This is a genomic window from Streptomyces sp. NRRL B-1140, from assembly GCF_001280065.1.
Classification (GTDB): domain Bacteria; phylum Actinomycetota; class Actinomycetes; order Streptomycetales; family Streptomycetaceae; genus Streptomyces.
Genome location: NZ_LGEA01000102.1, coordinates 117,481 through 142,684, shown reverse-complemented (window position 1 = coordinate 142,684; position 25,204 = coordinate 117,481). Strand labels below are relative to the sequence as shown.

Sequence of the window (25,204 nt, the reverse complement as noted above, 5' to 3'; positions counted from 1 at the left end):
CCGGCCGCCTCAGGGGACCGACGGTGGGCTGGTGCGCGTCTGTGCCCGGTGCCGCTTCGCGTACGACCAGGTCACCGCGGTCATCAGGGCCGGGATGGCGAACAGCGGGGCGAAAGCGAACCCCCAGACGGTCTGTGCCGTACCGCTCGACATGTACGTCCTGCTCTCGACGGTGAAAGCGACGACGAGTTGCCACAGCGCCACCAGGAGCAGGACGCCCGAGGCGGTCCAGGCCAGCGGGGCGAGGACCCCGGGGTGCATCGGCCGCCACCGGTCGGTGACGAGCAGCAGCGGAAACAGAGCGGCGAGCTCGGTCAGGACGGAGAGGCCGACGACGTACGCGATGCCCCAGCCCGGGATGTCGAAGACGTCGTGCAGCACGCGGTCGCTGTAGCCCACGTAGACGCCGGATGCCATGGCGATGCGCCACAGGCCGGAGGGGACGGCGCACAGAGCGATGGCGTGGGCGGCGCGGCGAGCCCAGACGGGCGCGGGTGCGGAGGCGGGGCGCGGGGCGGTCGCTGTCGTCATGACACACATGCTGGCCCTGGGCATGGCGGCGACGCCTCGTCCGCCGGGGCGGACCATGTCCACCCTGCGGATGAGGCCGCACCCGCTGCGGGGAGACCTGAGGAGGGCTCAATCGCCGGGCGGGCCGGGTTGTCCAGCCGTCCGGCGATCGGATGGTCCCCTCGATCCGGCCCTAGTTGTCGAGCCCGATCGAGAAGGCCGCCTCCAGGTCGTGCTGGGAGTACGTGCGGAACGCCACGTGCGTGTCGGTTCCCTCCACGCCGGGGATCTTGCTGATCCGGCCCGGGATGACCTCCGCCAGGTCCTCGTGCTCCTTCACCCGGACCATCGCGATCAGGTCGTAGGTGCCGGTGACGGAGAAGACCTCGCTGACGCTGTCCAGCGCCGCGATCGACTCTGCGATCTCGGGGATCCGGTCCACGCTGGTCTTGATGAGGACGATCGCGGTGATCACGGCTGGTTCTCTCCCTCGGGAGCCGGAGCAGGGGCGCCCTTCACTCTAGTGGGGCCGGTGGGGCGGCCGTAGCGGACCGACGCGTAGCCGAAGCCCAGACCGAAGCCGATCAGGTGGGCGAGGTAGGCCACCCCCGGCGCGGCCGGGGCCCGCCCCGCCGCCAGCCACTGCAGCGCCGCCCAGAACGGCAGGACGACCCATGCCGGGAAGCGCACCGGCAGGAAGAACAGGAACGGCAGAAGACTGGTCACCCGGGCCCGGGGGAACAGGTACAGGAATGCACCGAGGACCGCCGAGATCGCCCCCGAGGCCCCGACCAGGGACTGATCGGAGTCCGCGTTGGCGACGGCGTAGCCCAGCAGGGCCAGGTAGCCGCAGCCGACGTAGAACAGGATGAACTGCACCCGGCCCATCCGCTCCTCGGTCATCGCCCCGAAGACGTAGAGGAAGAGCATGTTGCCGAGCAGGTGGACCCAGCTGCCGTGGACGAAGAGCGCCGTCGCCGGGGTGAGGGCCGCGCCCGCGGACCCCTCGAACAGTTCTGCGGGGATCACTCCCCAGCGCCGGAAGTAGGCCCGCTGCACGGCCAGCACCTCGTCGCCGGTGCCGTACGCCGGATTGAGTCCCGAGGCGGGTCCTGCCAGGAAGACCGTGCAGCACACGGCGATCAGTGCGTATGTCACCGGCGCCGAGGACCCCCGGACCGATCGGCCGGCCCGGATGATCGACGCGCTCCACTTGCTGATCATGGATACAGAGCATGACGTAACCGGACGCAACCGCACAGATCGCCTCGCCGCCGTGGACGCGCGGGCGGCGAGGACCCGCCAGGCCGTAGGGTTACGAGCCACACGCACCGGGGATGCCGGTCGCGTCACGGACACTAGAAGGAAAGAGAACAGGTCACGATGACGGTTCCCCTGCCGACCGCCGAGACGCGGTGGCGCTGCACCCTCTGCGGCAACCTCACGAGGTTCGACGTGACCCGCTCGTCGAAGGTCGTCGAGTACGTCCACCTGGACCTGGCCGGAGAGCCGAAGGTCGAGGAGCGCGAGGTGCTCAGTGAGACCATCGAGTCGGTGCGCTGCCGCTGGTGCAACGCGGTGGACCAGGTGGAACTCGTGGACAGGCCGGGCGCCGGCTCCTGACGGGAGCAGGCCCCGCACAGCATTGGGGTGTGACGGATGGTGGAGACCACAGGCGGGGGGCCGGGCGACGGCGCCGCCGAGGTGCTCGACCGTCCGCTGCCCGACGGCGTCCGCCGCAGAGTCGTGCAGATCGTCTCCGACGGCTTCGGCTCGCTGACGGTCGGCGAGCTGCCCGCGCAGCTCAGGCAGTACGCCAGGTTCGCGCCGAACCGCCGGGCGAAGTTCGCGGGCAACGCGATGGCGGCCGCGCTGGAGACGGACCCGCTGTTCCGCCAGCGCATCGGGGAGAAGCTCAGAGAGGCCCAGCCGGAGCTGACCGGCGCTCTCGACTCAGGCTCCCCGCCCCCGGCCGCGGACCCGCTCGACGTGGCGGCCGCGGCCTACGTACTGCGGCCGGCCGGCTGGGTGAAGCTGGTGGCCGCCGCCGGTGAGGAGGCCCAGCGGGCCGACGCCGAGCGTGCCGACGAGGAGAGCCGGGCCGAACTGGAGCGGCTGCGTGCCGAGCTCGACCGGGCCCGTGAGCACACCCGGGCCGAGACCGAGCGGCTGCGCACGGAGCTGGAATCGGCCAAGAAGGAAACCGAGGCGCTGCACCGCAAGCTGCGCGCCGCCCTCAGCGACGTCAAGCGCGGCGAGGCCGCGCTGCGCAAGGCGCACGGCGAGATCGACGCCGTCCGCGCCGAGGGGCACGCCCAGGTGTCCGCAGCCGAGAGTGAGACCCGGCGGCTGAAGTCCCGGCTGAGCGAGTCCGAGGCCGCTCTGGAGGCCGCGCGCCGGGCCGCCCGCGAGGGCCGCAGCGTCGAGGACATGCGGGTACGGCTGCTGCTGGACACCCTCCTGGACGCCACCCAGGGGCTCCGCCGTGAACTGGCCCTGCCGCCGGTGTCGGTGCGGCCCGCCGAGACCGTGGACGCCGTCGAGCCGGGCCGGATGACCCCGAAGGACATCGCCGCCCGCGCCCTGTCCGAGAACGACCCGCAGGTCCTCGACCAGCTGCTGGCGCTCCCGCAGGCCCATCTGGTCGTCGACGGCTACAACGTCACCAAGACCGGCTATCCGCAGATGCCGCTGGAGAAGCAGCGCCTGAGGCTGCTCGGACAGCTCTCCCAACTGGCCGCGCAGAGCGGCGCCGAGGTGACCTGCGTCTTCGACGGCGCCGAGCTCGCCGCACCGGTGCTGCTGGCCCCGCCGCGCGGCGTACGCGTGCTGTTCTCGAAGCCGGGCGTCACCGCCGACGAACTCATCCGCCAGTTGGTGCGCGCCGAACCGCCGGGCCGTCCGGTCATCGTGGCGTCCACCGACCGCGAGGTCGCCGACGGCGTGGCCCGGGCCGGTGCCCGCCCGGTGGCCTCGGCCATGCTGCTCAAGCGCCTTTCGCGCGCCTAGGGTACGTACGCCCGCTCTGTAACCTCCGGGCGCGATGCCCGGATTGGTGGGGCCGGTGAGCCACGGTGAGTCAAACGGGTCTCACCGCCTGTGAGTCCAGGGGAAAAGATGGCCTACCGTGACGCAATTTTTCATCTGAGGATTTGAACTGATCACAGGAAGGTCACTAGGGTCGGGCCGAACCTCCGCTCGGGTGATCACTCATCGGGAGAGACGGCGGAGGGGCCAGAAGGAGCTTTTCACCCGTGGCGTCCCACCGTCGTCCCAAGCAGCCGAGCCGCGCACGTGTGACCGTGCTGACCACAGCCGCCGCCGCTGCCGTCGCCTTCAGCTCGCAGGCCGCCAACGCGGCGCCCAGCGAGAAGCCGAGCAAGGACGAGGTCAAGACCAAGGTCGACAAGCTCTACGAAGAGGCCGAGCAGGCCACCGAGAAGTACAACGGTGCCAAGGATAAGCAGGAGAAGCTCCAGAAGGAGATCTCCACCATCCAGGACAACGTGGCCCGTGGTCAGGAGGAGCTGAACGAGCTCCGCGACAGTCTGGGACTCGCCGCCGCCTCGCAGTACCGCACCGGCTCCATCGACCCCTCGGTCCAGCTCTTCCTCTCGGCAAACCCCGAGGACTACCTCGACAAGGCCTCCACGCTCGACCAGTTGAGCAGCCAGCAGGTCGAGGCGCTGAAGAAGGTCCAGGAGAAGCAGCGCGAACTCGCCCAGGAGCGCGCCGAGGCCTCCGAGAAGCTCAAGGACCTCGCCGCCACCCGGACCGAACTCGGCAACAAGAAGAAGGAAGTCCAGGGCAAGCTCGCCTCCGCGCAGAAGCTGCTCAACAGCCTCACCGCCGCCGAGAAGGCCGCACTCGCCGCCGAGCAGAGCCGCGCCAGCCGGGCCAGCGAGCGCGACGCCCTCGACGTCGACGTCCCGCCCGGCTCGGGACGCGCCGCGGCCGCGTTCGCCTTCGCCCAGAGCCAGCTCGGCAAGCCCTACGTGTACGGCGCCACCGGCATGAGCTCCTTCGACTGCTCCGGCCTCACCTCCCGGGCCTACGCCTCCGCCGGCATCCAGATCCCGCGCACCTCCGAGGCTCAGTCCCAGATCGGCACCAAGATCTACTCGACCAGCCAGCTCAAGGTCGGGGACCTGGTCTTCTTCTTCAACGACCTGCACCACGTCGGCCTCTACGCCGGAAACGGGCAGATCATCCACGCCCCGCGCACCGGCACGGTCGTCCGCTACGAGTCGATGAGCACCATCGGCGGCCCGTTCATGTTCGGCGTCCGCGTCTGACCCCGTCCCCCGAAGCTCGCCGGGCCGTCCCGAGGTCCCTTCGGCGCCTTCAAGATCAGGACACCGTGTCCGCCGTTCGGGCGATTCATGACCGCCCGAGTGAGCCCACGCCCCGCCATTGACCTGCGTCAGCGGCGGGGCGCACTGCTGGACACCCACGGATGGTCGTTGGCGGCCCCCTGCCACGGGGCTACTGTCTGCCGCGTTCCAAGTCCGTCAGCGGAAGGAGAGCGGCTTCCCGTGGGGTCCCATCGCCGCCTTGCACCGTCCGGGTTCGACCGGGGCGCCGGTGCCGCCGTCAGCATCCTGTCCGTCGCGGCCGCCGCCCTGGGCACGGCACCCGCCGGCGCGGCACCGCACGACGACACCCGGGCCACGGTGGACCGGCTCTACGCGCAGGCCGAGAAGGCGACCGAGGCGTACAACGAGGCCGACGAGCGGGCCGACCTGCTGCGCGCGGAGTCCGGCACCGCCCGGGACCGCGTCGCCCGGCAGCAGCAGCGGGTCAACAACCTGCGTGAGTCCCTCGGTTCGCTCGCCGGCGCCCAGTACCGCTCGGGCGGCATCGACCCGTCCCTGGCCCTGCTGCTCTCCGACGACCCGGACGACTACCTCGACCGCGCCACCCGGCTCGACCGCCTCACCACCCGTCAGGCCGGTGAGCTGAAGAAGCTCCAGGAGGCCCTGCGCGACCTCGCCCAGGAGCGCGAGGAGGCCGCCGGCAAGCTCCGCGAACTGGAGAAGAGCCGCACGTCCGTCGCCGCCCACAAGAAGACCGTGGAGCGCAAACTCGCCGCGGCCAGGCGCCTGCTCAACTCCCTGCCGGACGCCGAGCGCGACGCCTACGCCCGTGCCTCCCGCTCCGGCCGCCCGGGCATGCCCGGCCTCGGCGGTGCCGGCGCCGCCTCCGAGCGCGGGTCCGCAGCCGTCGCCGCCGCCCGCAGCGCGCTCGGCAAGCCCTACGTCTGGGGCGCCAACGGGCCCACCGGCTTCGACTGTTCGGGCCTGATGCAGTGGTCGTACGCACAGGCCGGGGTCGCCCTGCCGCGCACCTCCCAGGGCCAGCGGTACGCAGGGCGGCAGGTCCCGCTGTCCGAGGCGCGTCCCGGAGACCTGGTCCTCTACCGGGGCGACGCCAGCCATGTCGGGATGTACATGGGCGACGGCCAGGTCATCCACGCGCCCTACCCCGGCGCGCCCGTGCGCTACGACCCGGTCGGGATGATGCCCGTCTCCTCGGTCACCAGGGTCTGACCGACAGGGCCCGGCGCCCGTACGATCGGGGACGTGGCTGGTCGAAGGTCGGGGCGTGCGCTGGTGGCGCTCGTCGTGCTGCTCGCCTCCCTGGCCGGGTGTGGCGGGCGGCCCACGGCCGACAGCGCCACGGCCGACGTCCAGCGTCTGCTGGACCGGCGGGCCGCCGCGGTCCTGGACCGCGACGAGCGGGCCTATGAACGGACCGGCGAGGGGACGGACTTCGCCAAGCTGCGTGCGGTCCCCGTGGCCGCGTGGTCGTACCGGGTGACAGCGGTGCACCGCACCGGCGACACGGCCACCGCCGACGCCGAACTGCGGTACCGCGTCGCCGGGTACGACCGGGCGCCGGTGACCGCGGGGCGCACCCTCCGGCTGGTCCGGGACGCGGACGGGCGGTGGTCCGTCGACACCGACCGGCCGGCGAGAAAGGCCGCACAGCAGCTGTGGGACCAGGGAGCGGTGCAACCGGTCCGGGGCCGGCACAGTCTCGTGCTCGGCGTCGGGCAGTCCGGGCGGGCGCTGCGGGACTTCGCGGACCTGGCCGACCGTGCCGTACCGGCCGTGTCGGAGGCCTGGGGCACGGACTGGAGCCGGCGGGTCGTCGTGCTCGTGCCCGAGTCGGTGGAGGGGATGGCGGGGCTGCTCGGCTCACCCGCCTCCTCCTACCGCGGCATCGCGGCGGTCACCACCGGCGAGACGGGGGCTCCGGCCCGGGCACCGGCGGACCGGATCATCGTCAACCCGGACGCGTTCGCGCTCCTCGGCGGCCTGGGCGAGCAGGTCGTCGTCACCCACGAGACCACCCATGTCGCCACCCGCACCCGGACCACGGCCGCCACGCCGCTGTGGCTGTCGGAGGGGTACGCCGACTGGGTCGGCTACCGCGCCGCCGGCCGCACCCCCGCCGAGGCCGCGCCGGAACTGTCCCGGGCCGTCCGCGACGACCGCCTCCCCGCCGCTCTCCCCGACGACGGGGACTTCGGCTTCACCGGCGACGCGAGCCGCCTGGCCCGCTCCTATGAGAGCGGCTGGACGGCATGCCGGCTGATCGCCGACCGCTGGGGCGAGGCCCGGCTGGGCGCGTTCTACCGGGCCGTCGGGGAGCACCGGCAGCGCGCCGGGGCGTTGGAGGACGCGATGCGGACGGTCCTCGGGACCACACCCGACGCCTTCACGGAGGACTGGCGGGCGTATCTGCGGGACCAGCTGGGCTGATCCGGACCGTCCGCCCGCCCCCTTACTCCGGCCGCTCCAGCACCTCGACGGCCTCCCGCAGCCAGGCCCGCTCCGCCTCGCCCGTCGCCCGGGCCACGCGCAGCATGCCCTGGCGGAACAGATCCTCCGCCTCCTCGGCGCTGACCGGCCTGCCGGAGTCGTAGAAGAAGCTCGTCGGCGCCTCGAGGAAGTCCAGCCGGCGGCGCAGCACCGCGGCCTGCTCGTGCCGGTCGGGCAGGTGGCGCAGGAAGGCGAGGACCGTGTTGAAGCGGACGTGGTCGGTGATCTCCGTCTGCTTGGGGGCGCGCAGTCGCGCCAGCAGTTCCTCCCTGCCCTTCTCCGTGAGGGCGAGAATCCGGCGCGGGGCCGCGCTCGCACCCGGCTCGGTGCGCTGGTCGAGCAGGCCCGCCGTGGTGAGCCGGGTGATCGCCGGGTAGAGCGCGCCGTCGCTCACCGGCCGGACATGCCCGGTCAGCGCCTTGATGCGCTCCTTCAGCTCATAACCGTGCAGCGGCTGCTCGGCCAGGAAACCCAGGATCGACAGCTCCAGCATGGCCCTCCTTGCGGGTGGTCGACACCGCATGCTACCTCTTAACGAGCTACCTCGATTCGAGATAGCTCGAATCGAGGTTCGTCGCAGCCTCAGGGGGACCGCCACCGTGAACACGCACCGCACGCAGCTCCTGCTGCTCGCCCGCCCCGTCTACTTCTCGCTCCTCGCCTCGGTCGCCGCCGGGATCATCAACACCGTCTGGGTCGCCCGGCTGGGCGGTCCGGCCGTGGCCGCCGTCGCCGTGGCGACCAGTACGGAGAACGTGCTGCTCGGTGTCGCCCTGGTCTTCGCCTCCGGCACCACCGTGCTGGTCGCCCACGGCCGGGGCGCCCGTGATCCGGGGGCGGTACGGGCCGCCGTGCGCGGCGGATGGGCGCTGTGGGCACTGGTGACACCCCTGGTGGTGGCGGGCGGCCTGCTCGCGCGTGAACCGCTGGCCCGGCTGGTGCTGGGCGGGGCGGACGGCGCGGCCCTTCCGCTCGCCGTCGCCTACTTCACGCTCTCCATGCCCGGCATGGCCGTCTTCTTCGCCCAGCAACTCGTCGACGGCCTCCTCAAGGGCACCGGCGACACCCGCACCCCGATGCGGCTCGCGCTGTTGGCCAACGGTCTGATCCTCGTCCTGGACCCGCTCCTCATCCATCTCCATGGCGTCCGGGGTGCCGCTGCCGCCACAGTGCTGGCCCGGTCCGTGGCGCTCGGGGCGGGGCTCGTGGCGCTCCGCCGCAACGCCCTGCTGCGCACCGTCCGGCGGGCCGAGCCGGGGGAGAGCCCGGCCGTCTCCCTGCGCCGGACGCTGACCACCGGCCTGCCGATGTCCTTTGACTTCACCGTGCGGCAGACGGGCGCCCTGGTTCTGGTCGCGGTCGTGGCGCGGCTCGGGGTGACGGCCGTCGCCGCGTACGCGATCGCCTACAAGGCCATGTACGTGGCGACCATGGCCTTCTACGCCGTCCGCCAGGCCGCCGCCATCCACACCGCTCATACGCGCGGCGCCGGGCGGGACGGGCGGCGGGCGATCGGGAGGCAGGCCGTGCTCCTCTCCGTGGCCCTCGGCCTCACCGCGGCCGTCCTGCTGGCCGTCGGCGCCCCCTGGATCATGGCCGCCTTCGGCGCCGGGCCCGCTGTCGCACACGAGGGGGTGGTGTTCTTGCGTTGCGTGGGGCCCTACCTCGTGCTGATGGCGGGCCTGATCGCGCTCGGCGGTGTCTTCGAGGGCAGCGGAGACGCTCCCGCGCTGCTGCGCGTCACCGCGCTCGGGACCGCGGTCCAGCTGGCGTTCGCGTACGGACTGACGGGGCTCGGACTGCCCGGCGTGTGCCTGGCGCTGGCGTCCGCGGCGGCGGTGCAGTGTGCCCTGGCGGGGCTGCTGTTCCGGCGGGTCCCGGTTCAGGAGGAGACGGGGGTCTCGTCCGTCCGGGTCGGCTGAGGGGGTACGGGGGCGGGCGGGGTGACGGTCGGTACGGTCTGCCGCCACAGGGCCCGGGCCGCGATCAGCGCGGCTGCCACCAGCAGACCGTTGCGCAGGAACAGCAAGGTGATCCCGAGGCCGTTGCCGGCCACCACGTCGGCGAAGTAGAACGGGAACTCCAGCACCGTCACGAAGCACGCGACCAGCACCAGGGCGACCGGCAGCCGCATCCGGCTGCCGGGGAAGTACAGGCACACCGCCGCGAGCCCCACCAGCCACACCATGTACTGAGGGCTGATCACCCGGCTGGTGGTGGTGAACATCAGCACCGCCACGAAGGCCGCGTCGGCGAGCGTGTGCTCCTCGAAGCGCCGGGCCAGCAACCGCCACAGCACCAGCCAGCCGAAGGCCGCCCCCGTCAGGAACAGCGCCCCCGTGCTGACCTCGCTCACATACGGCCCGAGGAACTCGATCGAGCCGTAGTTCAGCCGCACCTCGCCCTGCCAGCCGAAGTGCCGGGCGACGTGGAAGACCAGCGCGCCCAGCGACTCCACCTCGGTGCCCCGGTCGCGCTGGAACGTCAGGAAGGCGAAGGCTCCGGGCATGGCCAGGGCGAAGGCGCCCGTCACGGCGATGCCGGTCACCAGGGCCGACACCCAGGCGCTGCGGCGGCGGGCGGCCAGGAGCAGCATCGCCGGCCAGACCTTCAGCAGCGCGCCGAAGGCGGCCAGGGCGCCCATGGCCCTCGGATGGCGGGCCCCCGCGAGCAGCGCGGCCACCGCCACCGCCGTGACCATCACGTCGTAGCGGGCGTACACCGTCGGGCCGAGCAGTGGTACGCCGATCACCCACACCCAGGCGCCGCGCAGCGAACGGCCCGGGCGGCGTCCCGCGTACGCCATGAGGGCCAGCACGGCCAGGTCGGTGACGCAGACCAGCACGAAGAAGGCCGTCGCGTAGTCGAGGAAGGGCAGCAGGCCGGGGGAGAGGATCGCCAGGGCGGCGGCGGGCGGGTACTGCCAGGTGACGTCGGCCAGCGGGAAGGTCCCGGTGCTCAGGACGCGGTACCAGCCCTGGTAGATCACCTGCACGTCACTCGTGACGTCCGGGCCCGGGAAGACGTACACCTTCAGGACGAACAGCAGCAGCAACAGCCTCGTGAGACACCAGACCACCGGCAGCCATGCCAGGGACCGCCTCGTGCCCGTCGTCTTCACGTGATCCCTGCCCGTTCGCGCGCCGTGTTGATGGGGCCATGATGGGCCCACCGGCTGTGAGCGTGCCATATGTGCTTCCGCACAGGGCGGTGAGGGCGGTTCGGTAGGGTCGGCGGCGTGCGCAAGACCCTGATCGTGACGAACGACTTCCCGCCCCGGCCCGGCGGCATCCAGGCCTTCCTGCACAACATGGCGCTGCGGCTGGACCCGCAGCAGCTGGTCGTCTACGCCTCGACCTGGAAGCGGACCCGGGAGGGCGTCGAGGCGACCCGCGCCTTCGACGCCGAGCAGCCATTCACCGTCGTACGGGACCGTACGACCATGCTGCTGCCGACGCCCGGCGCCACCCGGCGGGCCGTCGGCCTGCTGCGGGAGCACGGGTGCGGCTCGGTGTGGTTCGGGGCGGCCGCCCCGCTCGGCCTGATGGCCCCGGCGCTGCGCGCCGCGGGCGCCGAGCGGCTGGTCGCCACCACGCACGGCCACGAGGCCGGCTGGGCGCAGCTGCCCGCCGCCCGGCAGCTGCTGCGCCGGATCGGCGAGGCCACGGACACGATCACCTACCTCGGCGAGTACACCCGCTCGCGCATCGCCTCCGCCCTGACGCCCGAGGCGGCCGCCCGGATGGCGCAGCTGCCGCCCGGCGTCGACGAGAAGACCTTCCACCCCGGCTCGGGCGGCGACGAGGTCCGGGCGCGGCTCGGCCTGACGGACCGCCCTGTGGTGGTGTGCGTCTCCCGGCTGGTCCGGCGCAAGGGGCAGGACACCCTGATCCGGGCCATGCCCCGCATCCTGGCCGCCGAGCCCGACACCGTCCTGCTGATCGTCGGCGGCGGCCCCTACGAGCGGGATCTGCGGCGGCTCGCGCACGAGACCGGCGTCGCCCCGGCCGTCCGCTTCACCGGTGCCGTGCCCTGGTCCGAGCTGCCCGCCCACTACGGTGCCGGCGACGTCTTCGCGATGCCCTGCCGCACCCGCCGCGGCGGCCTGGACGTCGAGGGCCTCGGCATCGTCTACCTGGAGGCCTCAGCGACGGGCCTGCCGGTCGTGGCCGGCGACTCGGGCGGCGCCCCGGACGCGGTCCTCGACGGCGAGACGGGCTGGGTGGTGAGGGGCGGCTCCCCCGAGGAGGCCGCCGACCGCATCACCACCCTCCTCGCCGACCCGGAGCTGCGCCGCAGGATGGGCGAGCGGGGCAGGGAATGGGTCGAGGAGAAGTGGCGCTGGGATTTGCTCGCGGAGAACCTCAAAAGCTTGCTTTAGGGCAAGAGGGGCGCGGGGAACTGCGCGAGAAACCACAAACAACCCGCGCCCGCCCGCAAGGATCAAGTCGCACCCCACTAGGCGGAACCCGATAATCCGCCGATGCTGCGCCCATGACATCTAACCTGACGCATCGTCATCTGACAAGACGTCAAATCCTGGGCATGGCAGCCCTGCAAACCGCAGCCACCCTCGGCTTCACCCGCATCGGCCTCGAAAGCGCCCGAGCCGCCCAGCCCGACGCAGTCGACACCGCCCCCGCCATCGTCGTCGGCTCCGGCTACGGCGGAGCGGTCGCCGCCCTCCGCCTCGCCCAGGCCGGCATCCGCACGATCGTCCTGGAGATGGGCCGCCTCTGGAACACCGCGGGCCCCGACGGCAAGGTCTTCTGCACCACCAGCGCCCCCGACCACCGCTCCATGTGGTTCCGCACCCGCACCGAGGCCCCCCTCGGCACCTTCCTCTGGCTGGACGTCGTCAACCGGGACATCGGCCGCTACCCGGGCGCCCTGGACCGGGTGCACTTCGACGAGATGTCCGTGTACGTCGGCCGGGGGGTCGGCGGCGGCTCCCTGGTCAACGGGAGCATGGCGGTCACCCCGCCCCGGTCCTACTTCGCCGAGCAGTTCCCCACCGTCGACGCCGACGAGATGTACGGCACGTACTTCCCGCGCGCCCGCGCCGCCCTCGGTGTGAACACCGTCGACCCGGCCTGGTTCGAGTCGACGGAGTGGTACCGCTTCACCCGCGTCTCCCGCAAGCACGCCGAGAAGACCGGCCTGCGGACCACCTTCGTGCCGAGCGTCTACGACTTCGGCCACATGGAGCGAGAGGCGGCCGGCACCGCCCCGAAGTCGGCTCTCGGCGGCGAGGTCATCTACGGCAACAACCACGGCAAGCGCAGCCTCGACAAGACCTACCTCGCCGCCGCGCTCGGCACCGGCAACGTCACCCTCCATACCCTGGAGAAGGTGCGTGCGATCAGCCGCGCGCCGGACGGGACGTGGATCCTGACCGCCGACCGCATCGACGAGACCGGCGAAGTCGTCGAGACCAGGGAGTACGGCTGCAGGTACCTCTTCCTCGGCGGCGGCAGCATCGGCACCACCGAACTCCTGCTGCGCGCCCGGGAGACGGGCACGCTCCCCGGCCTCGACGCCGACGTCGGCGCCGGCTGGGGCACCAACGGCAACGTGATGCTGGGCCGGGCCAACCACCTGTGGGACACCGTCGGGGCGAACCAGTCGACCATGCCGGTCATGGGCATCGACGACTGGGCGAACACCGCCAACCCGGTGTTCGCCGAGATCGCCCCGCTGCCGACGGGCCTGGAGCACTGGGTGAGCCTCTACCTGGCGATCACCAGGAACCCGGAACGGGCGTCCTTCTCCTACGACACCGGCTCGGGCCGGCTGCGGCTCGGCTGGACGGCCGCCCACAGCGCGGTCTCCGTCGCCATGGCCAAGAAGCTCTTCGACCGCATCAACGCGGCCAACGCGACGATCTACCGGTACGACCTGTTCGGCTCGAAGAACAAGGTCTTCGCCGACGACTTCACCTACCACCCGCTCGGCGGCTGCGTGCTGGGCAGGGCGACCGACGACTACGGGCGGGTGAGGGGGTACCCCCGGCTGTACGTCACCGACGGCTCGCTCGTGCCCGGATCGCTCGGGGTCAACCCCTTCGTGACCATCACCGCGCTCGCCGAACGCACGATGGCGCGGGTCCTCGCCGAGGACACCGCGCCATAGCCGACCCGAGGGGTCACTTCGCGTAGATCGCCTCGATCTCGTGCGCGTAGTCCTTCGCCACCACGTTGCGCTTCAGCTTCAGCGACGGCGTCAGGTGGCCCGACTCCTCCGTGAACTGGGAGTTCAGAATGCGGAACTTCCGCACCGATTCCGCCTTCGACACCGCGGCGTTGCCGTCGTCGATCGCCGCCTGGATCGCGGCCAGCAGGTCCGGGTCCTCGCTCAGCGACGCCGCGGTGGCACCCGCCGGCTTGCCGTGGTCGGAGCACCAACGGCCCAGGAACTCCTCGTCGATGGTGATCAGCGCGCCCACGAACGGCCGCCCGTCGCCCACCACCATGCACTCGGCGACGAGCGCGTGCGCCCGGATGCGGTCCTCGATCACGGCCGGGGCGACGTTCTTGCCGCCCGCGGTGACGATGATCTCCTTCTTGCGGCCGGTGATCCTGAGGTAGCCGTCCTCGTCGAGGGTGCCGATGTCACCGGTGTGGAACCAGCCGTCGGCCAGCGCCTCGGCGGTCGCGCCGGGGTTGTTCCAGTACTCCTTGAACAGGTGCTCGCCGTGCAGCAGCACCTCGCCGTCGTCGGCGATGCGCACCACCGAGCCGGGCAGCGGCTGGCCGACCGTGCCGATCTTCTGCCGGTCCCAGGGGTTGAACGCGGTGGCCGCGCAGGACTCGGTCAGGCCGTAGCCCTCCAGCACCGTGAAGCCGATGCCGCGGAAGAAGTGGCCGAGGCGCTCGCCGAGCGGGGCGCCGCCGGAGATGGCGAACTCGCCCCGGCCGCCGAGGACCGCGCGGAGCTTGCTGTAGACGAGCTTGTCGAACGTCTTGTACTTGATCTTCAGGCCGAGCGACGGGCCCGACGGGGTGTCCAGCGCCTTGCTGTACGCGATGGCGGTGTCGGCCGCCTTGTCGAAGATCTTGCCCTTGCCGTCGGCCTGGGCCTTGGCGCGCGCCGAGTTGTAGACCTTCTCGAAGACGCGCGGCACACCGAGGATCAGCGTCGGACGGAACGCGGCCAGCTCGTCGGTGAGGTCCTTGATGTCGGGGACCGTGCCCAGCTTGATCGGCGCCATCATGGGCGCGATCTGCACCAGCCGGCCGAAGACGTGCGCGAGCGGAAGGAAGAGCAGCACCGAGCACTCGCCCGTGCGGAACAGCGGACGCAGCCGCTCCACGATGTTGCCGCACTCGGCGAAGAAGCTGCGGTGGGTGAGCACACAGCCCTTGGGGCGGCCGGTGGTGCCGGAGGTGTAGACGATGGTCGCCGGGTCGTCGGCCTTGGCGAACGAGCCGCGCTCCTCGACCGTCTCGTCGGTGACGTCCTGGCCGAGCCGGCCCAGCTCGTCGACGCCGCCGCCGTCGATCTGCCATACGTGCTTGAGCGCCGGGAGCCGGTCGCGCACCGACTCGATCGCGGCCGCGTGGGCGTCCGACTCCACGACGCAGGCGGTCGCGCCCGAGTCGCCGAGGATCCACTGCACCTGCTCCGCCGAACTGGTCTCGTACACCGGCACGGTCACCGCGCCCGCGCTCCAGATCGCGAAGTCCAGCAGCGTCCACTCGTACCGGGTGCGGGACATCAGGCCCACCCGGTCGCCCGGCTGGACCCCGGCGGCGATCAGCCCCTTCGCGGCCGTGTGCACCTCGGCGAGGAACTCGGTGGCCGTGACGTCCTGCCAGCTGCCGCCGACCTTGCGGGCGATGACGGCGACGTCCGGGTGCTGCGCGGCGTTTCTGCGGACGATGTCGGTCAGATTTCCGTCCGCAGGGACCTCGTACAAAGCCGGAAGGCTGAACTCGCGCAAGACTGCTGCTCCTCATAGGGCGCCGGCGCCACGACGGTGTGTGCTGCGACGGTGCGGTCCAAGGCTCGGGGAAGTGCTCGCGCATTCACTTGTTGAAATGCAGAGCACGACTGGACTGGCCGGACGTTACCCGCCGGTATGGCTTCTACGACAGGGGGTCCCGTCGAGATGTTCGCTGCGTCACACAGTTGGGTATTCCTTTGCGCACAGTAGTCCACCTGCTAACTGACTGGCCAGTAACCGCAGGTAGGGCCGCCACTGTTCACCACCGCACCGCGCGACCTACGCTTGATCGTCATGGCACCCACACCAGCCGGAAACCACCGGACGCGCGTCCACGTCGTGAGCGACGTGCACGGCAACGCCCGCGACCTGGCCAGGGCGGGCGAGGGCGCCGACGCCCTGATCTGCCTGGGCGACCTCGTCCTCTTCCTCGACTACGCCGACCACTCGCGCGGCATCTTCCCCGACCTGTTCGGCGTCGAGAACGCCGACCGCATCGTCGCGCTGCGCACCGCCCGCCGCTTCGAGGAGGCCCGGGTGTTCGGGGCCGGGCTGTGGGCCGGCCTCCAGGGGGACCGCGCCACCGTGATCGAGAAGGCGGTGCGCAAGCAGTACGCCGAGCTGTTCGCCGCCTTCCCCACTCCTACGTACGCCACCTACGGCAATGTCGACATGCCGCCCCTGTGGCGCGAGTACGCGGGCCCCGGAACGACCGTCCTCGACGGTGAGCGCGTCGAGATCGGTGGCCGGGTCTTCGGCTTCGTCGGCGGCGGCCTGCGCACGCCGATGCGGACGCCGTACGAGATCAGCGACGAGGAGTACGCGGCGAAGATCGAGGCCGTGGGCGAGGTCGACGTGCTCTGCACCCACATCCCGCCCGAGGTCCCCGAGCTGGTCTACGACACCGTCGCCCGCCGCTTCGAACGGGGCAGCCGGGCCCTGCTGGACGCCATCCGCCGCACGCGGCCCCGCTACTCGCTCTTCGGGCACGTCCACCAGCCGCTGGTGAGGAGGATGCGGATCGGGGCCACCGAGTGCGTGAACGTGGGGCACTTCGCGGGGACCGGGACGCCGTGGGCCCTGGAGTGGTGAGGACGCCCCAGGTCGGGTGAGATCCACGGGGCCCGTGCGCGGTAGCCTTCACGCTGCACACACGTGCGCACGACGACCTCATACCGGCCCTTATCTGGAGGAGCCACGGCGATGGCGGAACACACCAGCTCGAGCATCACCATCGAGGCGGCCCCGGCCGACGTCATGGCGGTCATCTCCGATTTCGCCCGCTACCCGGACTGGACCGGCGAGGTGAAGGAGGCGGAGGTCCTCAAGACCGACGCCCAGGGCCGCGCCGAGCAGGTCCGCCTCGTCATGGACGCGGGCGCGATCAAGGACGACCAGATCCTCGGATACACCTGGACCGGCGAGAACGAGGTGTCCTGGACCCTGGTGAAGTCCCAGATGCTGCGTTCCCTGGACGGCTCGTACATCCTCAAGCCGTCCGGCACCGGCGGCACGGAGGTCACCTACCTGCTGACCGTGGACGTCAAGATCCCCATGCTCGGCATGATCAAGCGCAAGGCGGAGAAGGTCATCATCGACCGGGCGCTGGCGGGGCTGAAGAAGAGGGTCGAGTCTGCCTGATCGCCGGCCGTCGGCCGGGTGCCGGCGCGCGGCGGCTGGTCGCGCAGTTCTCCGCGCCCCCAGGTCTGCCGCACCCGGGTACCGTTCGATCTCATGCGCACCATCCTGATCACCGGCCCCGGCGGCAGCGGTCGTACCACCCTCGCGGCCGCGACCGCCCTGGCCGCGGCGGCCGAGGGCGATCGCACCCTCGTCCTCGGCACCGACCGCACCGACACCCTCGGTGCCGCCTTGGGCGTGCCCACGGGAGCGAGGAGGGTGGAGGCCGCACCCCGCCTCGCCGCCTGGCGCCCCGACCCCGCCGGTGACTTCCGCAAGGACCTCGTCGCCCTCCAGGAGCGCGCCTCCTCCGCTCTGGACCTCCTCGGCGCCTCCCGCCTCGACCCCGACGAACTCACCCCCTTGCCCGGGGCCGAGGAACTCACCTGGCTGCGTGCTCTGCGCGACGCCGCGCTGTCGGATAAGTACGACACCGTCGTCGTCGACCTCCCCCCGGCCCCGCAGGCCCTCGCCCTGCTCGCCCTGCCCGAGGAACTCCGCCGCTACCTGCGCCGCCTCCTCCCGCCCGAGCGGCAGGCCGCCCGCGCCCTGCGCCCCGTCCTGGGCCGCCTCGCCGGCGTCCCCATGCCCGCCGAGTGGCTCTACGAGACGGCGGCCCGCCTGGACCTGGAACTCGCCGCCGTCGAAGCGGTCGTCGCCGACCGCGGCACCGTCGTGCGCCTGGTCGCCGAGCCCGGCCCGGCCGGTGCCGAGGCGCTGCGCGCCACCCGCCTCGGACTCGCCCTGCGCGGTCTGCGCACCGATGTCGTGGTCGCCAACCGCGTGCTGCCCGAGGCGTCCCCGGACACCTGGCTCGCCGGGCCGGTCGCCCAGCAGCGCAAGACACTGGAGGAATGGCGGGAGACCTACGACGTCCGCACCGTCGCCCACCTCGGGCGCGACCCGCGCGGCGCCGACGACCTCACCGCCCTCGCCGTGCCCGGCACCGGGCAGACGGCCCCCGCCGCCGACTGGCCCGTGACCGACCGGCTCGGCGAGGACGGCGTGCTCGTCTGGCGGATCCCGCTGCCCGGCGCCATACGCGAGGAACTCGACCTCGTCCGGCGCGGCGACGAACTCGTCGTCACGGCGGGGCGGTTCCGCCGGATCGTCCCGCTGCCCTCCGTGCTGCGCCGCTGCACCGTCGACGGGGCCGCCCTGCGCGAGGGCGAGCTGCGGATCCGCTTCGCGCCCGACCCTCGGCTGTGGCCGCAGGGCCGGTGAGACAGAGCGGGCTGAACGGGGCGCAGCAGTGGCCGGCACGGCCCGTGAACCCGGTACGCCCGTTCGGGTAACGTCGTAAAGACGAACCGTAGTCAGGAGTCCGTGATGAGCGAAGACCTCCCTCCGTCCGGCGCCGCCCGGGAAGGGGCCGCGGACGACGTGCGGGCGACCGACGCCGACGCCTGGGCGACCGCGTGCGCCGAGGACCTCCAGGCGGAGAGGGACCGCCGCCGAGCCGAGTACGGCACGCCCCCCGGCCCCGCGGCCGAGGAACTGAAGAAGCTCGTCGACGCCGTCGCCGAGAAGCTGTCCGGGGTCCAGTCCCCGCTGCTCGGCGCCGTCGCCGGACCCGCCGCCCAGCAGGCCGTGCGACAGGTCGTGCAGCAGGCCAAGGACGCCGTGGAACCCGTCATCGAGCGCAACCCGGACGTCTTCGGCCACCTGGCCGCGGCCGGGAACGAACTGCTCGCCGCCTACCGCTCCGCCGTCCAGGCCCAGGAACGCCGCTGGACCGGCCGCGACGACCGGCACGACCCCCGTGACGGGAGCGAGCGCCGGGACGGCGGTGACGACGCCGGCCCCGGGGAGCGCATCGACCTGGACTGAGTCCCCGGCCCCGGCCCGGAAGGCGGCCCCGGCACGGCCTCCCGGGGTGCCCAGCGTGCGGACGACGAGGAACCCGGCGGCATGCCTCGGGTACCGTTGGCCGTAGCGGGGCTCGACCGAAACTGAGGGATTCATGGGACTCACCATCGGCGTCGACATCGGCGGCACGAAGATCGCGGCCGGCGTGGTCGATGAGGACGGCAACATCCTCTCGACCCACAAGGTGCCGACCCCGGGCACGGCTGAGGGCATCGTGGACGCCATCGCTTCGGCGGTGGACGGCGCACGCGTCGGTCACGACATCGTCGGCGTGGGCATCGGTGCCGCCGGCTACGTGAACCGGCAGCGCTCCGAGGTCTACTTCGCGCCCAACATCCACTGGCGCAACGAGCCGCTCAAGGACAAGGTCGAGGCCCGCGTGGGCCTCCCGGTGGTCGTGGAGAACGACGCGAACGCCGCGGCGTGGGGCGAGTACAAGTTCGGTGCCGGCAAGGGCCACCGCAACGTCATCTGCATCACCCTCGGCACCGGCCTCGGCGGCGGCATCATCATCGGCAACAAGCTGCGCCGCGGGCACTTCGGCGTGGCCGCCGAGTTCGGCCACATCCGCATGGTGCCGGACGGCCTGCTGTGCGGCTGCGGCTCGCAGGGCTGCTGGGAGCAGTACGCCTCCGGCCGCGCCCTCGTCCGGTACGCCAAGCAGCGCGCCAACGCCACCCCCGAGAACGCCGAGACCCTCCTCGGCCTCGGCAACGGCTCGCCCGAGGGCATCGAGGGCAAGCACATCTCCATGGCCGCCCGCCAGGGCGACCGGGTGGCCGTCGACTCCTACCGCGAGCTGGCCCGCTGGGTCGGCGCGGGTCTCGCCGACCTGGCCTCCCTCTTCGACCCCTCCGCGTTCATCGTCGGCGGCGGTCTCTCCGACGAGGGAGAACTGGTCCTGGGCCCGATCCGCAAGTCGTACAAGCGCTGGCTGGTCGGCGGCAACTGGCGCCCGGTGGCCGAGGTCCGCGCGGCGGAACTGGGCAACAAGGCGGGGCTGGTCGGCGCGGCGGACCTGGCACGGGAACCCGACCCGATCATGTAAACGACTCGTTCATGTGAACGCCCCCGGGGGACGCGCTTCAGGGGCGCGGGGAACTGCGCGACGAGCCACGCACAACGGGTACTCGCGCACAACCTCGCGTCCCGCCCCGTCGGGCGTAAATTGATCACATGCCGCTGCTCCCCAACTCCCGTACGGAACCCGACGGTTCCGCGGTCATCAGGGTCCTCAGCTACAACATCCGCTCCATGCGCGACGACACCGACGCCCTGGCCCGCGTCATCAGGGCGTGCGAGCCCGACCTCGTCCTCATCCAGGAAGCACCCCGCTTCTTCCGCTGGCGCAAGAAACTCGCCCGCCTGGCCCTCGCCTCCGACCTGGTGATCGTCACCGGCGGCGCCACCACCACCGGACCGGCCGTCCTCAGCTCGCTCCGGGCGAGCGTCGAGCGCACCGAGGACATCCTCCTGCCCCCCACCCCCGGCCTGCACCGCCGCGGCTTCGCCACCGCGGTCGTCCGCATCGCCGGCGCCCGCCTCGGCGTCCTCAGCTGCCACCTGTCCTTGCAGAAGAACGAGCGCTACGAGCAGTCCGGCATGCTCCTGGACCGGCTCGCCGGCATGGGAGTGGAACACGCGATCGCCGGCGGCGACCTCAACGAACGCCCCGACGGCCCGGCCTTCCGCCGGCTGGCCGAAGGCCTCACCGACTGCCGTGCCGCGGCCCCCTGGGGCGGCGAGCACACCTGGACGCCCAGCGACCCCTACCAGCGCATCGACGCGATCTTCGCGACGAAGGGCATCGACGTGCTGGGCTGCGGTGTGCCGACCGGGCAGCCCGGGGTGTCCGAAGCAGACCTGAGGGCGGCCACGGACCACCTTCCGGTCCTGGCCGCCCTCAGGGTCCCGTCCTCCTAGACGACCGCTCCTAGACGACCGCGCCCCGCCCGGGGTCGTCGTCCTCCTCGTCGTCCGTGCGCATCCGCATCACCAGCGTCGCGAACCCGCCGAGGAACCCGCCGATCCCCAGCGTGGCCAGCCACCAGGTCATGTCCCAGCCGAGCAGCACGGCCAGCAGGAGCAGCACCGGCCCGCCGAGCACGCCGAGCCAGGCGAACTTGGCGGTGGGGTCGGCGGTGGGCAGCGGGGGCGGCTCCGGGGGCACGAAGTGGCCTTCGTCGTCCTCGTCGAAGTCGTCCTCGGCGGGCTCGGGTGTGGTGTAGTCACGCGGGCCGACGCCGGGCGCGAAGGAGACCGAGCCGCCCAGGGGCTTCACGGGCTCGTCCCCGGTGCCGGACCGCTCGGCCTGTTCCGGCTCGACCGGCTTCACGACGTCCCCGGACTTCACGGCCGTGTCGCCCCGGTCGCCGTCCAGTACGGCGTCGTTGGTCCCGGTCGCGGGCAGGGCCAGGTCCTCGATGGGCTTGAACGGCTTGGCGCCCGGCGGGTCCGGCGGCTCCTCGCCGTACCCGGCGACGATCGCCGCCCAGGCGGCCTCCTCGTCGAAGGGCACGCCCTTGTCGTCCGGCTCCCGGCCCTCGCGGTCGGAGTCGTGCTCAGCCACCTGCGGTCGTCCCTTCCTTGCCGAGCCCGGGCTCCTTGCCGAGGCCGGACGCGATGCGGTCGATGAACGCGAGGCTCTCCTCGTGGATCACGTCCGCGTCATGGTCCAACGTGGCGACGTGGTAGCTCTGTTCCAGGACGACCTCTTTCACGTCCGTCGACGAGATGCGGCTGAGGACGCGGGCGGAGTCGGCGGGCGGCACCACGTGGTCCTGCGGGCTGTGCAGCAGCAGCACCGGCTGGGTGACCTGCGGCAGCTCGCCGTCGACGATCCGGAAGAACTGCCGCAGCGAGTGCGCCGCGTGCAGCGGCACCCGGTCGTAGCCGAGCTCCCTGCCGTCCGGCTTGGCGATGTCGCTGGCGATGCCCTTCGTCGCGGGGACGAGGTGGCGCACCACCGGCAGGGCGTGCGCGGCCAGGCCGTGCACCTTGTTCGCGGGGTTGACGACCATGACACCGCGGACGGCGTCGCCGTGCTTCGCGGCCAGCCGCAGGGCCAGCGCGCCGCCCATCGACAGACCGGCCACGAAAACCGTCTCGCGGCGTTCGCACAGCAGGCGCAGCTCCCGGTCCACCTCCGCGTACCAGTCCTGCCAGCCGGTGATCCGCAGGTCCTCCCAGCGCGTGCCGTGCCCGGGCAGCAGCGGCAGGGAGACGGTCATGCCGTGCTCGGCGAGGTGCTCCGCCCAGGGGCGCAGCGACTGCGGTGATCCGGTGAAGCCGTGGCAGAGGAGGACGGCGGTCTCTCCGCCCTCGTGGTGGAACGGCTCGGCTCCGGCGAGGACCGGCACCTTCGGCCTCCTGGTCGTGAGAAGGGACTGGCACGATCACGGAATGTCACGGAACGTCGTGGAAGGGGTCGCACGGCGTTCGCGGGACCTTCACCGTACGCGACCGCACTGACACCGACCAGGGCCGTCGGCTCCTTCGGCAGCGCTCCGGGTTAAGGTCTGATCTACAGATACAGGAGGCACTCGGTTGTTGTACGGCGCTATGAAGGTCGCTGTCGGGGGACCGCTGAAGGTCGCCTTCAGGCCCTGGGTGGAAGGCCTGGAGAACGTTCCCGCCGAGGGCCCCGCGATCCTGGCGAGCAACCACCTGTCCTTCTCGGACTCGTTCTTCCTGCCGGCGGTCCTGGACCGAAAGGTCACGTTCATCGCGAAGGCCGAGTACTTCACCACCCCCGGTGTGAAGGGACGGCTCACGGCCGCCTTCTTCAAGGGGGTCGGGCAGCTCCCCGTGGACCGCTCCGGTGCGCGCGGCGCGGGCGAGGCCGCCATCAAGAGCGGCATAGAGGTGCTGGAGCGCGGTGAGCTGTTCGGGATCTACCCGGAGGGCACGCGCTCGCCCGACGGACGGCTCTACCGGGGCAAGCCGGGCGGCCTCGCGCGCGTGGCGCTCGCCACCGGCGCGCCCGTGATCCCCGTCGCCATGATCGACACGGAGAAGATCCAGCCGCCCGGGAAGGTCATGCCGAAGCTGATGCGGCCCGGCATCCGGATCGGCAAGCCGCTGGACTTCAGCCGCTACCAGGGCATGGAGCACGACCGGTTCGTGCTGCGCGCGGTGACCGACGAGGTCATGTACGAGATCATGAACCTCTCCGGCCAGGAGTACGTCGACATGTACGCCACGGCCATGAAGCGGCAGCTCACGGAAGCGGCGAAGGCGGAGAAGGAAGCCGAGAAGGCGGCCAAGGCCGCTCTCGCCCGTGCGGAGAAGGAACAGGCCGAGAAGGAGAAGGCCGAGCGGGAACAGGCCGCGAAGCAGCAGACCGACCAGCAGAAGCAGGCGGAACAGCAGACGGAGCGGCGGCGGACCGAGCCCTAGCCGGGGCTCGGGTCGGGGGGGCGGGGGAGATGGCCGAGCGTGAACGCGTGATGAGGATGTCGGTCGAGCAGCCGCTGTGGCGTGCGCTCACCGGCTACCGGGTGCTCACGATGCTGTACGCGGTCGGCCTGTTCGCCACCGCCTACGAGGAATTCACCCGCCCCTGGATCGCCGTCGTCTACTACGCGGTGCTGTGCGGCTGGACCCTGGCCACCCTGCCCCGGGTCGCGAACGCGGCCCGCTGCACCAAGCGGTTCCTCGCCGCCGACCTCACCGTCGCCCTGACCGGCATCCTGCTGACCCCCGTCGCCGACGCGCACGAGCGGGTCCAGTCGGGCGGCCCCACCCTGCCGTCGATATGGACCGCGGGCGCCGTCCTCGCCTTCGCCATCAAGGGCGGCTGGCGCTGGGCGGCCCTCGCCTCCGGCCTGGTGGCCGTCGCCAACCTGGTCGAGCGTGGCAGCCCGGCCCGCGACACCGTCCACAACGTCATCCTGGTCTGCATCGCCTCCGTCGCCATCGGCTACGTCGTCGAGGTCGCCCGCGCCTCCGAGCGCACCCTCGCCCGCGCGCTGGAGATCGAGGCCGCCACGCGCGAGCGCGAGCGTCTGGCCCGGGACATCCACGACAGCGTGCTCCAGGTGCTGGCCATGGTGCAGCGCCGCGGGGCCGTCATCGGGGGAGAGGCGGCCGAGCTGGGCCGGATGGCGGGTGAACAGGAGGTCGCGCTGCGCACCCTGGTCTCCGGCGGACTCGTGCCCGTCTCCCGCGTGTCGGAGGACGCCGCACAGGGCGCGGTCGTACGAGCCGTGGACGAGGAGCCGGAGGAGAGCGGTCCCGTCGACCTGCGCGCCCTGCTCGCGCCGTACGCGGCCGCCAAGGTCAGCCTCGCCGAGCCCGGCGCGCCCGTGCCGCTGGCGCCGGTCGCGGCCCGGGAGGTGGCCGCCGCCGTCAAAGCCGCCTTGGAGAACGTCCGCCGGCACGCCGGCCAGGACGCACGCGCGTGGATCCTGGTCGAGGACGAGCCGGACGAGGTGATCGTCACCGTACGGGACGACGGGCCGGGCATCCCGGAGGGACGGCTCGACCAGGCCGAGGGCGAGGGCCGGCTGGGAGTCGCCCTGTCGATCCGCGGCCGACTGCGCGACCTCGGCGGCAGCGCGGAGCTGATCTCGGTGCCGGGTCAGGGCACGGAGGTCGAGCTGAAGGTACCGAAGGACGTGACGAACACACGGGGGAAGGCGGAGCAGCGATGACGGAGACCACTGCGAAGACGCAGGACCCGATCAAGGTCATGGTCGTCGACGACCACCCCATGTGGCGCGACGCCGTCGCCCGCGACCTGGCCGAGTCGGGCTTCGAGGTGGTCGCCACCGCGGGCGACGGCGACCAGGCCGTACGCCGCGCCAAGGCCGCCGCACCCGACGTCCTCGTGCTCGACCTGAACCTGCCCGCCAAGCCCGGTGTGCAGGTCTGCAAGGAGGTCGTCGCCGCGAACCCGGCGCTGCGGGTGCTCGTGCTGTCCGCGAGCGGGGAGCACGCCGACGTCCTGGAGGCCGTGAAGTCCGGCGCGACCGGCTATCTGCTGAAGTCCGCCTCCACCGCGGAACTGCAGGACGCGGTACGCCGCACGGCCCTCGGCGACCCCGTCTTCACCCCCGGCCTGGCCGGACTGGTCCTCGGCGAGTACCGTCGGCTAGCCTCCGAACCCGCTCCCGCCGCCGACACCGACGAACCCAAGGCGCCCCGGCTCACCGACCGCGAGACCGAGGTGCTGCGCCTGGTCGCCAAGGGCCTGAGCTACAAGCAGATCGCCGAACGTCTGGTCATCTCCCACCGCACGGTGCAGAACCACGTCCAGAACACCCTCGGCAAGCTCCAGCTGCACAACCGCGTGGAGCTCGTCAGGTACGCCATCGAGCGCGGCCTCGACGACGAGTGAGGCGCACGTCACACTGACCTTTCGTCAGGTACC

Annotated in this window: 25 protein-coding genes; 17 read left to right on the top strand and 8 right to left on the bottom strand. The window is 72.1% G+C overall.

Features of this window, described 5'->3' with window-relative positions:
- Positions 1 to 9: 9 nt before the first annotated feature.
- The 3 genes from ADK65_RS21435 to ADK65_RS21425 form a co-directional block, all read right to left on the bottom strand.
- Positions 10 to 540, bottom strand: a complete 531-nt coding sequence (locus ADK65_RS21435) for a hypothetical protein (protein ID WP_053672259.1) — start codon at positions 538 to 540, stop codon at positions 10 to 12.
- A 163-nt stretch (positions 541 to 703) separates the two neighbouring features.
- The gene (locus ADK65_RS21430; protein ID WP_030848030.1) at positions 704 to 985 is read right to left on the bottom strand and encodes an Lrp/AsnC family transcriptional regulator; all 282 of its coding nucleotides are present in this window, start codon (positions 983 to 985) and stop codon (positions 704 to 706) included.
- Positions 982 to 1,734 carry a rhomboid family intramembrane serine protease gene (locus tag ADK65_RS21425; protein ID WP_053671953.1) on the bottom strand — a complete coding sequence of 251 codons (753 nt, stop codon included), beginning with the start codon at positions 1,732 to 1,734 and terminating at the stop codon, positions 982 to 984. Before ADK65_RS21425 ends, ADK65_RS21430 begins: the two co-directional genes overlap by 4 nt.
- A gap of 159 nt (positions 1,735 to 1,893) precedes the next feature.
- Between ADK65_RS21425 and ADK65_RS21420 the strand changes: the two genes are divergently transcribed.
- The 5 genes from ADK65_RS21420 to ADK65_RS21400 all read left to right on the top strand — a co-directional run bounded on the left by ADK65_RS21420 (position 1,894) and on the right by ADK65_RS21400 (position 7,277).
- Entirely contained in the window at positions 1,894 to 2,133 is a 240-nt protein-coding gene (locus ADK65_RS21420) for a hypothetical protein (protein WP_003989675.1), read from the top strand.
- 36 nt (positions 2,134 to 2,169) lie between these two features.
- Positions 2,170 to 3,519, top strand: a complete 1,350-nt coding sequence (locus tag ADK65_RS21415) for an NYN domain-containing protein (protein ID WP_053671952.1) — start codon at positions 2,170 to 2,172, stop codon at positions 3,517 to 3,519.
- A 245-nt stretch (positions 3,520 to 3,764) separates the two neighbouring features.
- Complete coding sequence (locus ADK65_RS21410; protein ID WP_053671951.1) at positions 3,765 to 4,805, top strand: C40 family peptidase; 1,041 nt, start codon at positions 3,765 to 3,767, stop codon at positions 4,803 to 4,805.
- 240 nt (positions 4,806 to 5,045) lie between these two features.
- A complete protein-coding gene (locus tag ADK65_RS21405) occupies positions 5,046 to 6,059 on the top strand; it encodes a C40 family peptidase (protein WP_053671950.1) in 1,014 nt (337 codons plus the stop codon).
- 33 nt (positions 6,060 to 6,092) lie between these two features.
- Positions 6,093 to 7,277, top strand: a complete 1,185-nt coding sequence (locus tag ADK65_RS21400) for a hypothetical protein (protein WP_053671949.1) — start codon at positions 6,093 to 6,095, stop codon at positions 7,275 to 7,277.
- Positions 7,278 to 7,299: 22 nt separating this feature from the next.
- Here the strand turns inward: ADK65_RS21400 and ADK65_RS21395 are convergent, their stop codons facing one another.
- Complete coding sequence (locus ADK65_RS21395; protein ID WP_053671948.1) at positions 7,300 to 7,830, bottom strand: PadR family transcriptional regulator; 531 nt, start codon at positions 7,828 to 7,830, stop codon at positions 7,300 to 7,302.
- A gap of 106 nt (positions 7,831 to 7,936) precedes the next feature.
- Here ADK65_RS21395 and ADK65_RS21390 point away from each other — a divergent pair, with 106 nt between their 5' ends.
- Entirely contained in the window at positions 7,937 to 9,259 is a 1,323-nt protein-coding gene (locus ADK65_RS21390) for an MATE family efflux transporter (RefSeq protein WP_053671947.1), read from the top strand.
- On the opposite strand, the gene ADK65_RS21385 is transcribed toward ADK65_RS21390, so the two are convergent.
- Positions 9,220 to 10,458 (bottom strand): glycosyltransferase family 87 protein, encoded by a 1,239-nt coding sequence (locus ADK65_RS21385; RefSeq protein ID WP_053671946.1) that lies wholly within the window; start codon positions 10,456 to 10,458, stop codon positions 9,220 to 9,222. The two genes, ADK65_RS21390 and ADK65_RS21385, sit on opposite strands and share 40 nt — an antisense overlap.
- A gap of 117 nt (positions 10,459 to 10,575) precedes the next feature.
- Between ADK65_RS21385 and ADK65_RS21380 the strand changes: the two genes are divergently transcribed.
- Both ADK65_RS21380 and ADK65_RS21375 read left to right on the top strand, forming a co-directional pair.
- On the top strand, positions 10,576 to 11,718 hold the full coding sequence (locus ADK65_RS21380; protein WP_053671945.1) for a glycosyltransferase family 4 protein: 1,143 nt from the start codon (positions 10,576 to 10,578) through the stop codon (positions 11,716 to 11,718).
- A 164-nt stretch (positions 11,719 to 11,882) separates the two neighbouring features.
- On the top strand, positions 11,883 to 13,469 hold the full coding sequence (locus ADK65_RS21375; RefSeq protein ID WP_053671944.1) for a GMC oxidoreductase: 1,587 nt from the start codon (positions 11,883 to 11,885) through the stop codon (positions 13,467 to 13,469).
- Between the two features lie 13 nt (positions 13,470 to 13,482).
- On the opposite strand, the gene ADK65_RS21370 is transcribed toward ADK65_RS21375, so the two are convergent.
- Positions 13,483 to 15,279, bottom strand: a complete 1,797-nt coding sequence (locus ADK65_RS21370; protein WP_053671943.1) for an AMP-dependent synthetase/ligase — start codon at positions 15,277 to 15,279, stop codon at positions 13,483 to 13,485.
- Positions 15,280 to 15,576: 297 nt separating this feature from the next.
- Here ADK65_RS21370 and ADK65_RS21365 point away from each other — a divergent pair, with 297 nt between their 5' ends.
- From ADK65_RS21365 to ADK65_RS21340, 6 genes are all read left to right on the top strand, one after another.
- Positions 15,577 to 16,374, top strand: coding sequence for a metallophosphoesterase family protein (locus tag ADK65_RS21365; RefSeq protein ID WP_053671942.1), 798 nt, complete (start codon positions 15,577 to 15,579; stop codon positions 16,372 to 16,374).
- Between the two features lie 111 nt (positions 16,375 to 16,485).
- Complete coding sequence (locus tag ADK65_RS21360) at positions 16,486 to 16,923, top strand: SRPBCC family protein (RefSeq protein ID WP_053671941.1); 438 nt, start codon at positions 16,486 to 16,488, stop codon at positions 16,921 to 16,923.
- Positions 16,924 to 17,016: 93 nt separating this feature from the next.
- A complete protein-coding gene (locus ADK65_RS21355; protein WP_053671940.1) occupies positions 17,017 to 18,186 on the top strand; it encodes an ArsA family ATPase in 1,170 nt (389 codons plus the stop codon).
- 105 nt (positions 18,187 to 18,291) lie between these two features.
- Positions 18,292 to 18,792 carry a DUF5304 domain-containing protein gene (locus tag ADK65_RS21350; RefSeq protein ID WP_053671939.1) on the top strand — a complete coding sequence of 167 codons (501 nt, stop codon included), beginning with the start codon at positions 18,292 to 18,294 and terminating at the stop codon, positions 18,790 to 18,792.
- Between the two features lie 133 nt (positions 18,793 to 18,925).
- Entirely contained in the window at positions 18,926 to 19,879 is a 954-nt protein-coding gene (locus ADK65_RS21345) for an ROK family glucokinase (protein ID WP_053671938.1), read from the top strand.
- A gap of 128 nt (positions 19,880 to 20,007) precedes the next feature.
- Positions 20,008 to 20,754: an endonuclease/exonuclease/phosphatase family protein gene (locus ADK65_RS21340; RefSeq protein ID WP_053671937.1), complete on the top strand. Its 747-nt coding sequence runs from the start codon at positions 20,008 to 20,010 to the stop codon at positions 20,752 to 20,754.
- A 10-nt stretch (positions 20,755 to 20,764) separates the two neighbouring features.
- On the opposite strand, the gene ADK65_RS21335 is transcribed toward ADK65_RS21340, so the two are convergent.
- Both ADK65_RS21335 and ADK65_RS21330 read right to left on the bottom strand, forming a co-directional pair.
- Positions 20,765 to 21,400, bottom strand: a complete 636-nt coding sequence (locus tag ADK65_RS21335; RefSeq protein ID WP_053671936.1) for a hypothetical protein — start codon at positions 21,398 to 21,400, stop codon at positions 20,765 to 20,767.
- The gene (locus ADK65_RS21330) at positions 21,393 to 22,190 is read right to left on the bottom strand and encodes an alpha/beta hydrolase (RefSeq protein WP_053671935.1); all 798 of its coding nucleotides are present in this window, start codon (positions 22,188 to 22,190) and stop codon (positions 21,393 to 21,395) included. The genes ADK65_RS21335 and ADK65_RS21330 overlap by 8 nt, the downstream gene beginning before the upstream one ends.
- Before the next feature lie 202 nt (positions 22,191 to 22,392).
- Here ADK65_RS21330 and ADK65_RS21325 point away from each other — a divergent pair, with 202 nt between their 5' ends.
- From ADK65_RS21325 to ADK65_RS21315, 3 genes are read left to right on the top strand one after another with little or no spacing between them, the layout of a single operon-like run.
- On the top strand, positions 22,393 to 23,229 hold the full coding sequence (locus tag ADK65_RS21325; RefSeq protein ID WP_053671934.1) for a lysophospholipid acyltransferase family protein: 837 nt from the start codon (positions 22,393 to 22,395) through the stop codon (positions 23,227 to 23,229).
- 29 nt (positions 23,230 to 23,258) lie between these two features.
- Positions 23,259 to 24,485: a MacS family sensor histidine kinase gene (gene macS / locus ADK65_RS21320; protein WP_053671933.1), complete on the top strand. Its 1,227-nt coding sequence runs from the start codon at positions 23,259 to 23,261 to the stop codon at positions 24,483 to 24,485.
- A complete protein-coding gene (locus ADK65_RS21315) occupies positions 24,482 to 25,171 on the top strand; it encodes a response regulator (RefSeq protein WP_053671932.1) in 690 nt (229 codons plus the stop codon). Before macS ends, ADK65_RS21315 begins: the two co-directional genes overlap by 4 nt.
- Positions 25,172 to 25,204: the final 33 nt, after the last annotated feature.

Coding starts and splice junctions, on each gene's coding strand:
- ADK65_RS21435 (WP_053672259.1), bottom strand. CDS start 540: ATGTGTGTCATGACGACAGCGACCGCCCCGCGCCCCGCCTCCGCACCC.
- ADK65_RS21425 (WP_053671953.1), bottom strand. CDS start 1,734: ATGATCAGCAAGTGGAGCGCGTCGATCATCCGGGCCGGCCGATCGGTC.
- ADK65_RS21420 (WP_003989675.1), top strand. CDS start 1,894: ATGACGGTTCCCCTGCCGACCGCCGAGACGCGGTGGCGCTGCACCCTC.
- ADK65_RS21415 (WP_053671952.1), top strand. CDS start 2,170: ATGGTGGAGACCACAGGCGGGGGGCCGGGCGACGGCGCCGCCGAGGTG.
- ADK65_RS21395 (WP_053671948.1), bottom strand. CDS start 7,830: ATGCTGGAGCTGTCGATCCTGGGTTTCCTGGCCGAGCAGCCGCTGCAC.
- ADK65_RS21375 (WP_053671944.1), top strand. CDS start 11,883: ATGGCAGCCCTGCAAACCGCAGCCACCCTCGGCTTCACCCGCATCGGC.
- ADK65_RS21365 (WP_053671942.1), top strand. CDS start 15,577: ATGGCACCCACACCAGCCGGAAACCACCGGACGCGCGTCCACGTCGTG.
- ADK65_RS21360 (WP_053671941.1), top strand. CDS start 16,486: ATGGCGGAACACACCAGCTCGAGCATCACCATCGAGGCGGCCCCGGCC.
- ADK65_RS21355 (WP_053671940.1), top strand. CDS start 17,017: ATGCGCACCATCCTGATCACCGGCCCCGGCGGCAGCGGTCGTACCACC.
- ADK65_RS21350 (WP_053671939.1), top strand. CDS start 18,292: ATGAGCGAAGACCTCCCTCCGTCCGGCGCCGCCCGGGAAGGGGCCGCG.
- ADK65_RS21345 (WP_053671938.1), top strand. CDS start 18,926: ATGGGACTCACCATCGGCGTCGACATCGGCGGCACGAAGATCGCGGCC.
- ADK65_RS21340 (WP_053671937.1), top strand. CDS start 20,008: ATGCCGCTGCTCCCCAACTCCCGTACGGAACCCGACGGTTCCGCGGTC.
- ADK65_RS21325 (WP_053671934.1), top strand. CDS start 22,393: ATGAAGGTCGCTGTCGGGGGACCGCTGAAGGTCGCCTTCAGGCCCTGG.
- macS (WP_053671933.1), top strand. CDS start 23,259: ATGGCCGAGCGTGAACGCGTGATGAGGATGTCGGTCGAGCAGCCGCTG.
- ADK65_RS21315 (WP_053671932.1), top strand. CDS start 24,482: ATGACGGAGACCACTGCGAAGACGCAGGACCCGATCAAGGTCATGGTC.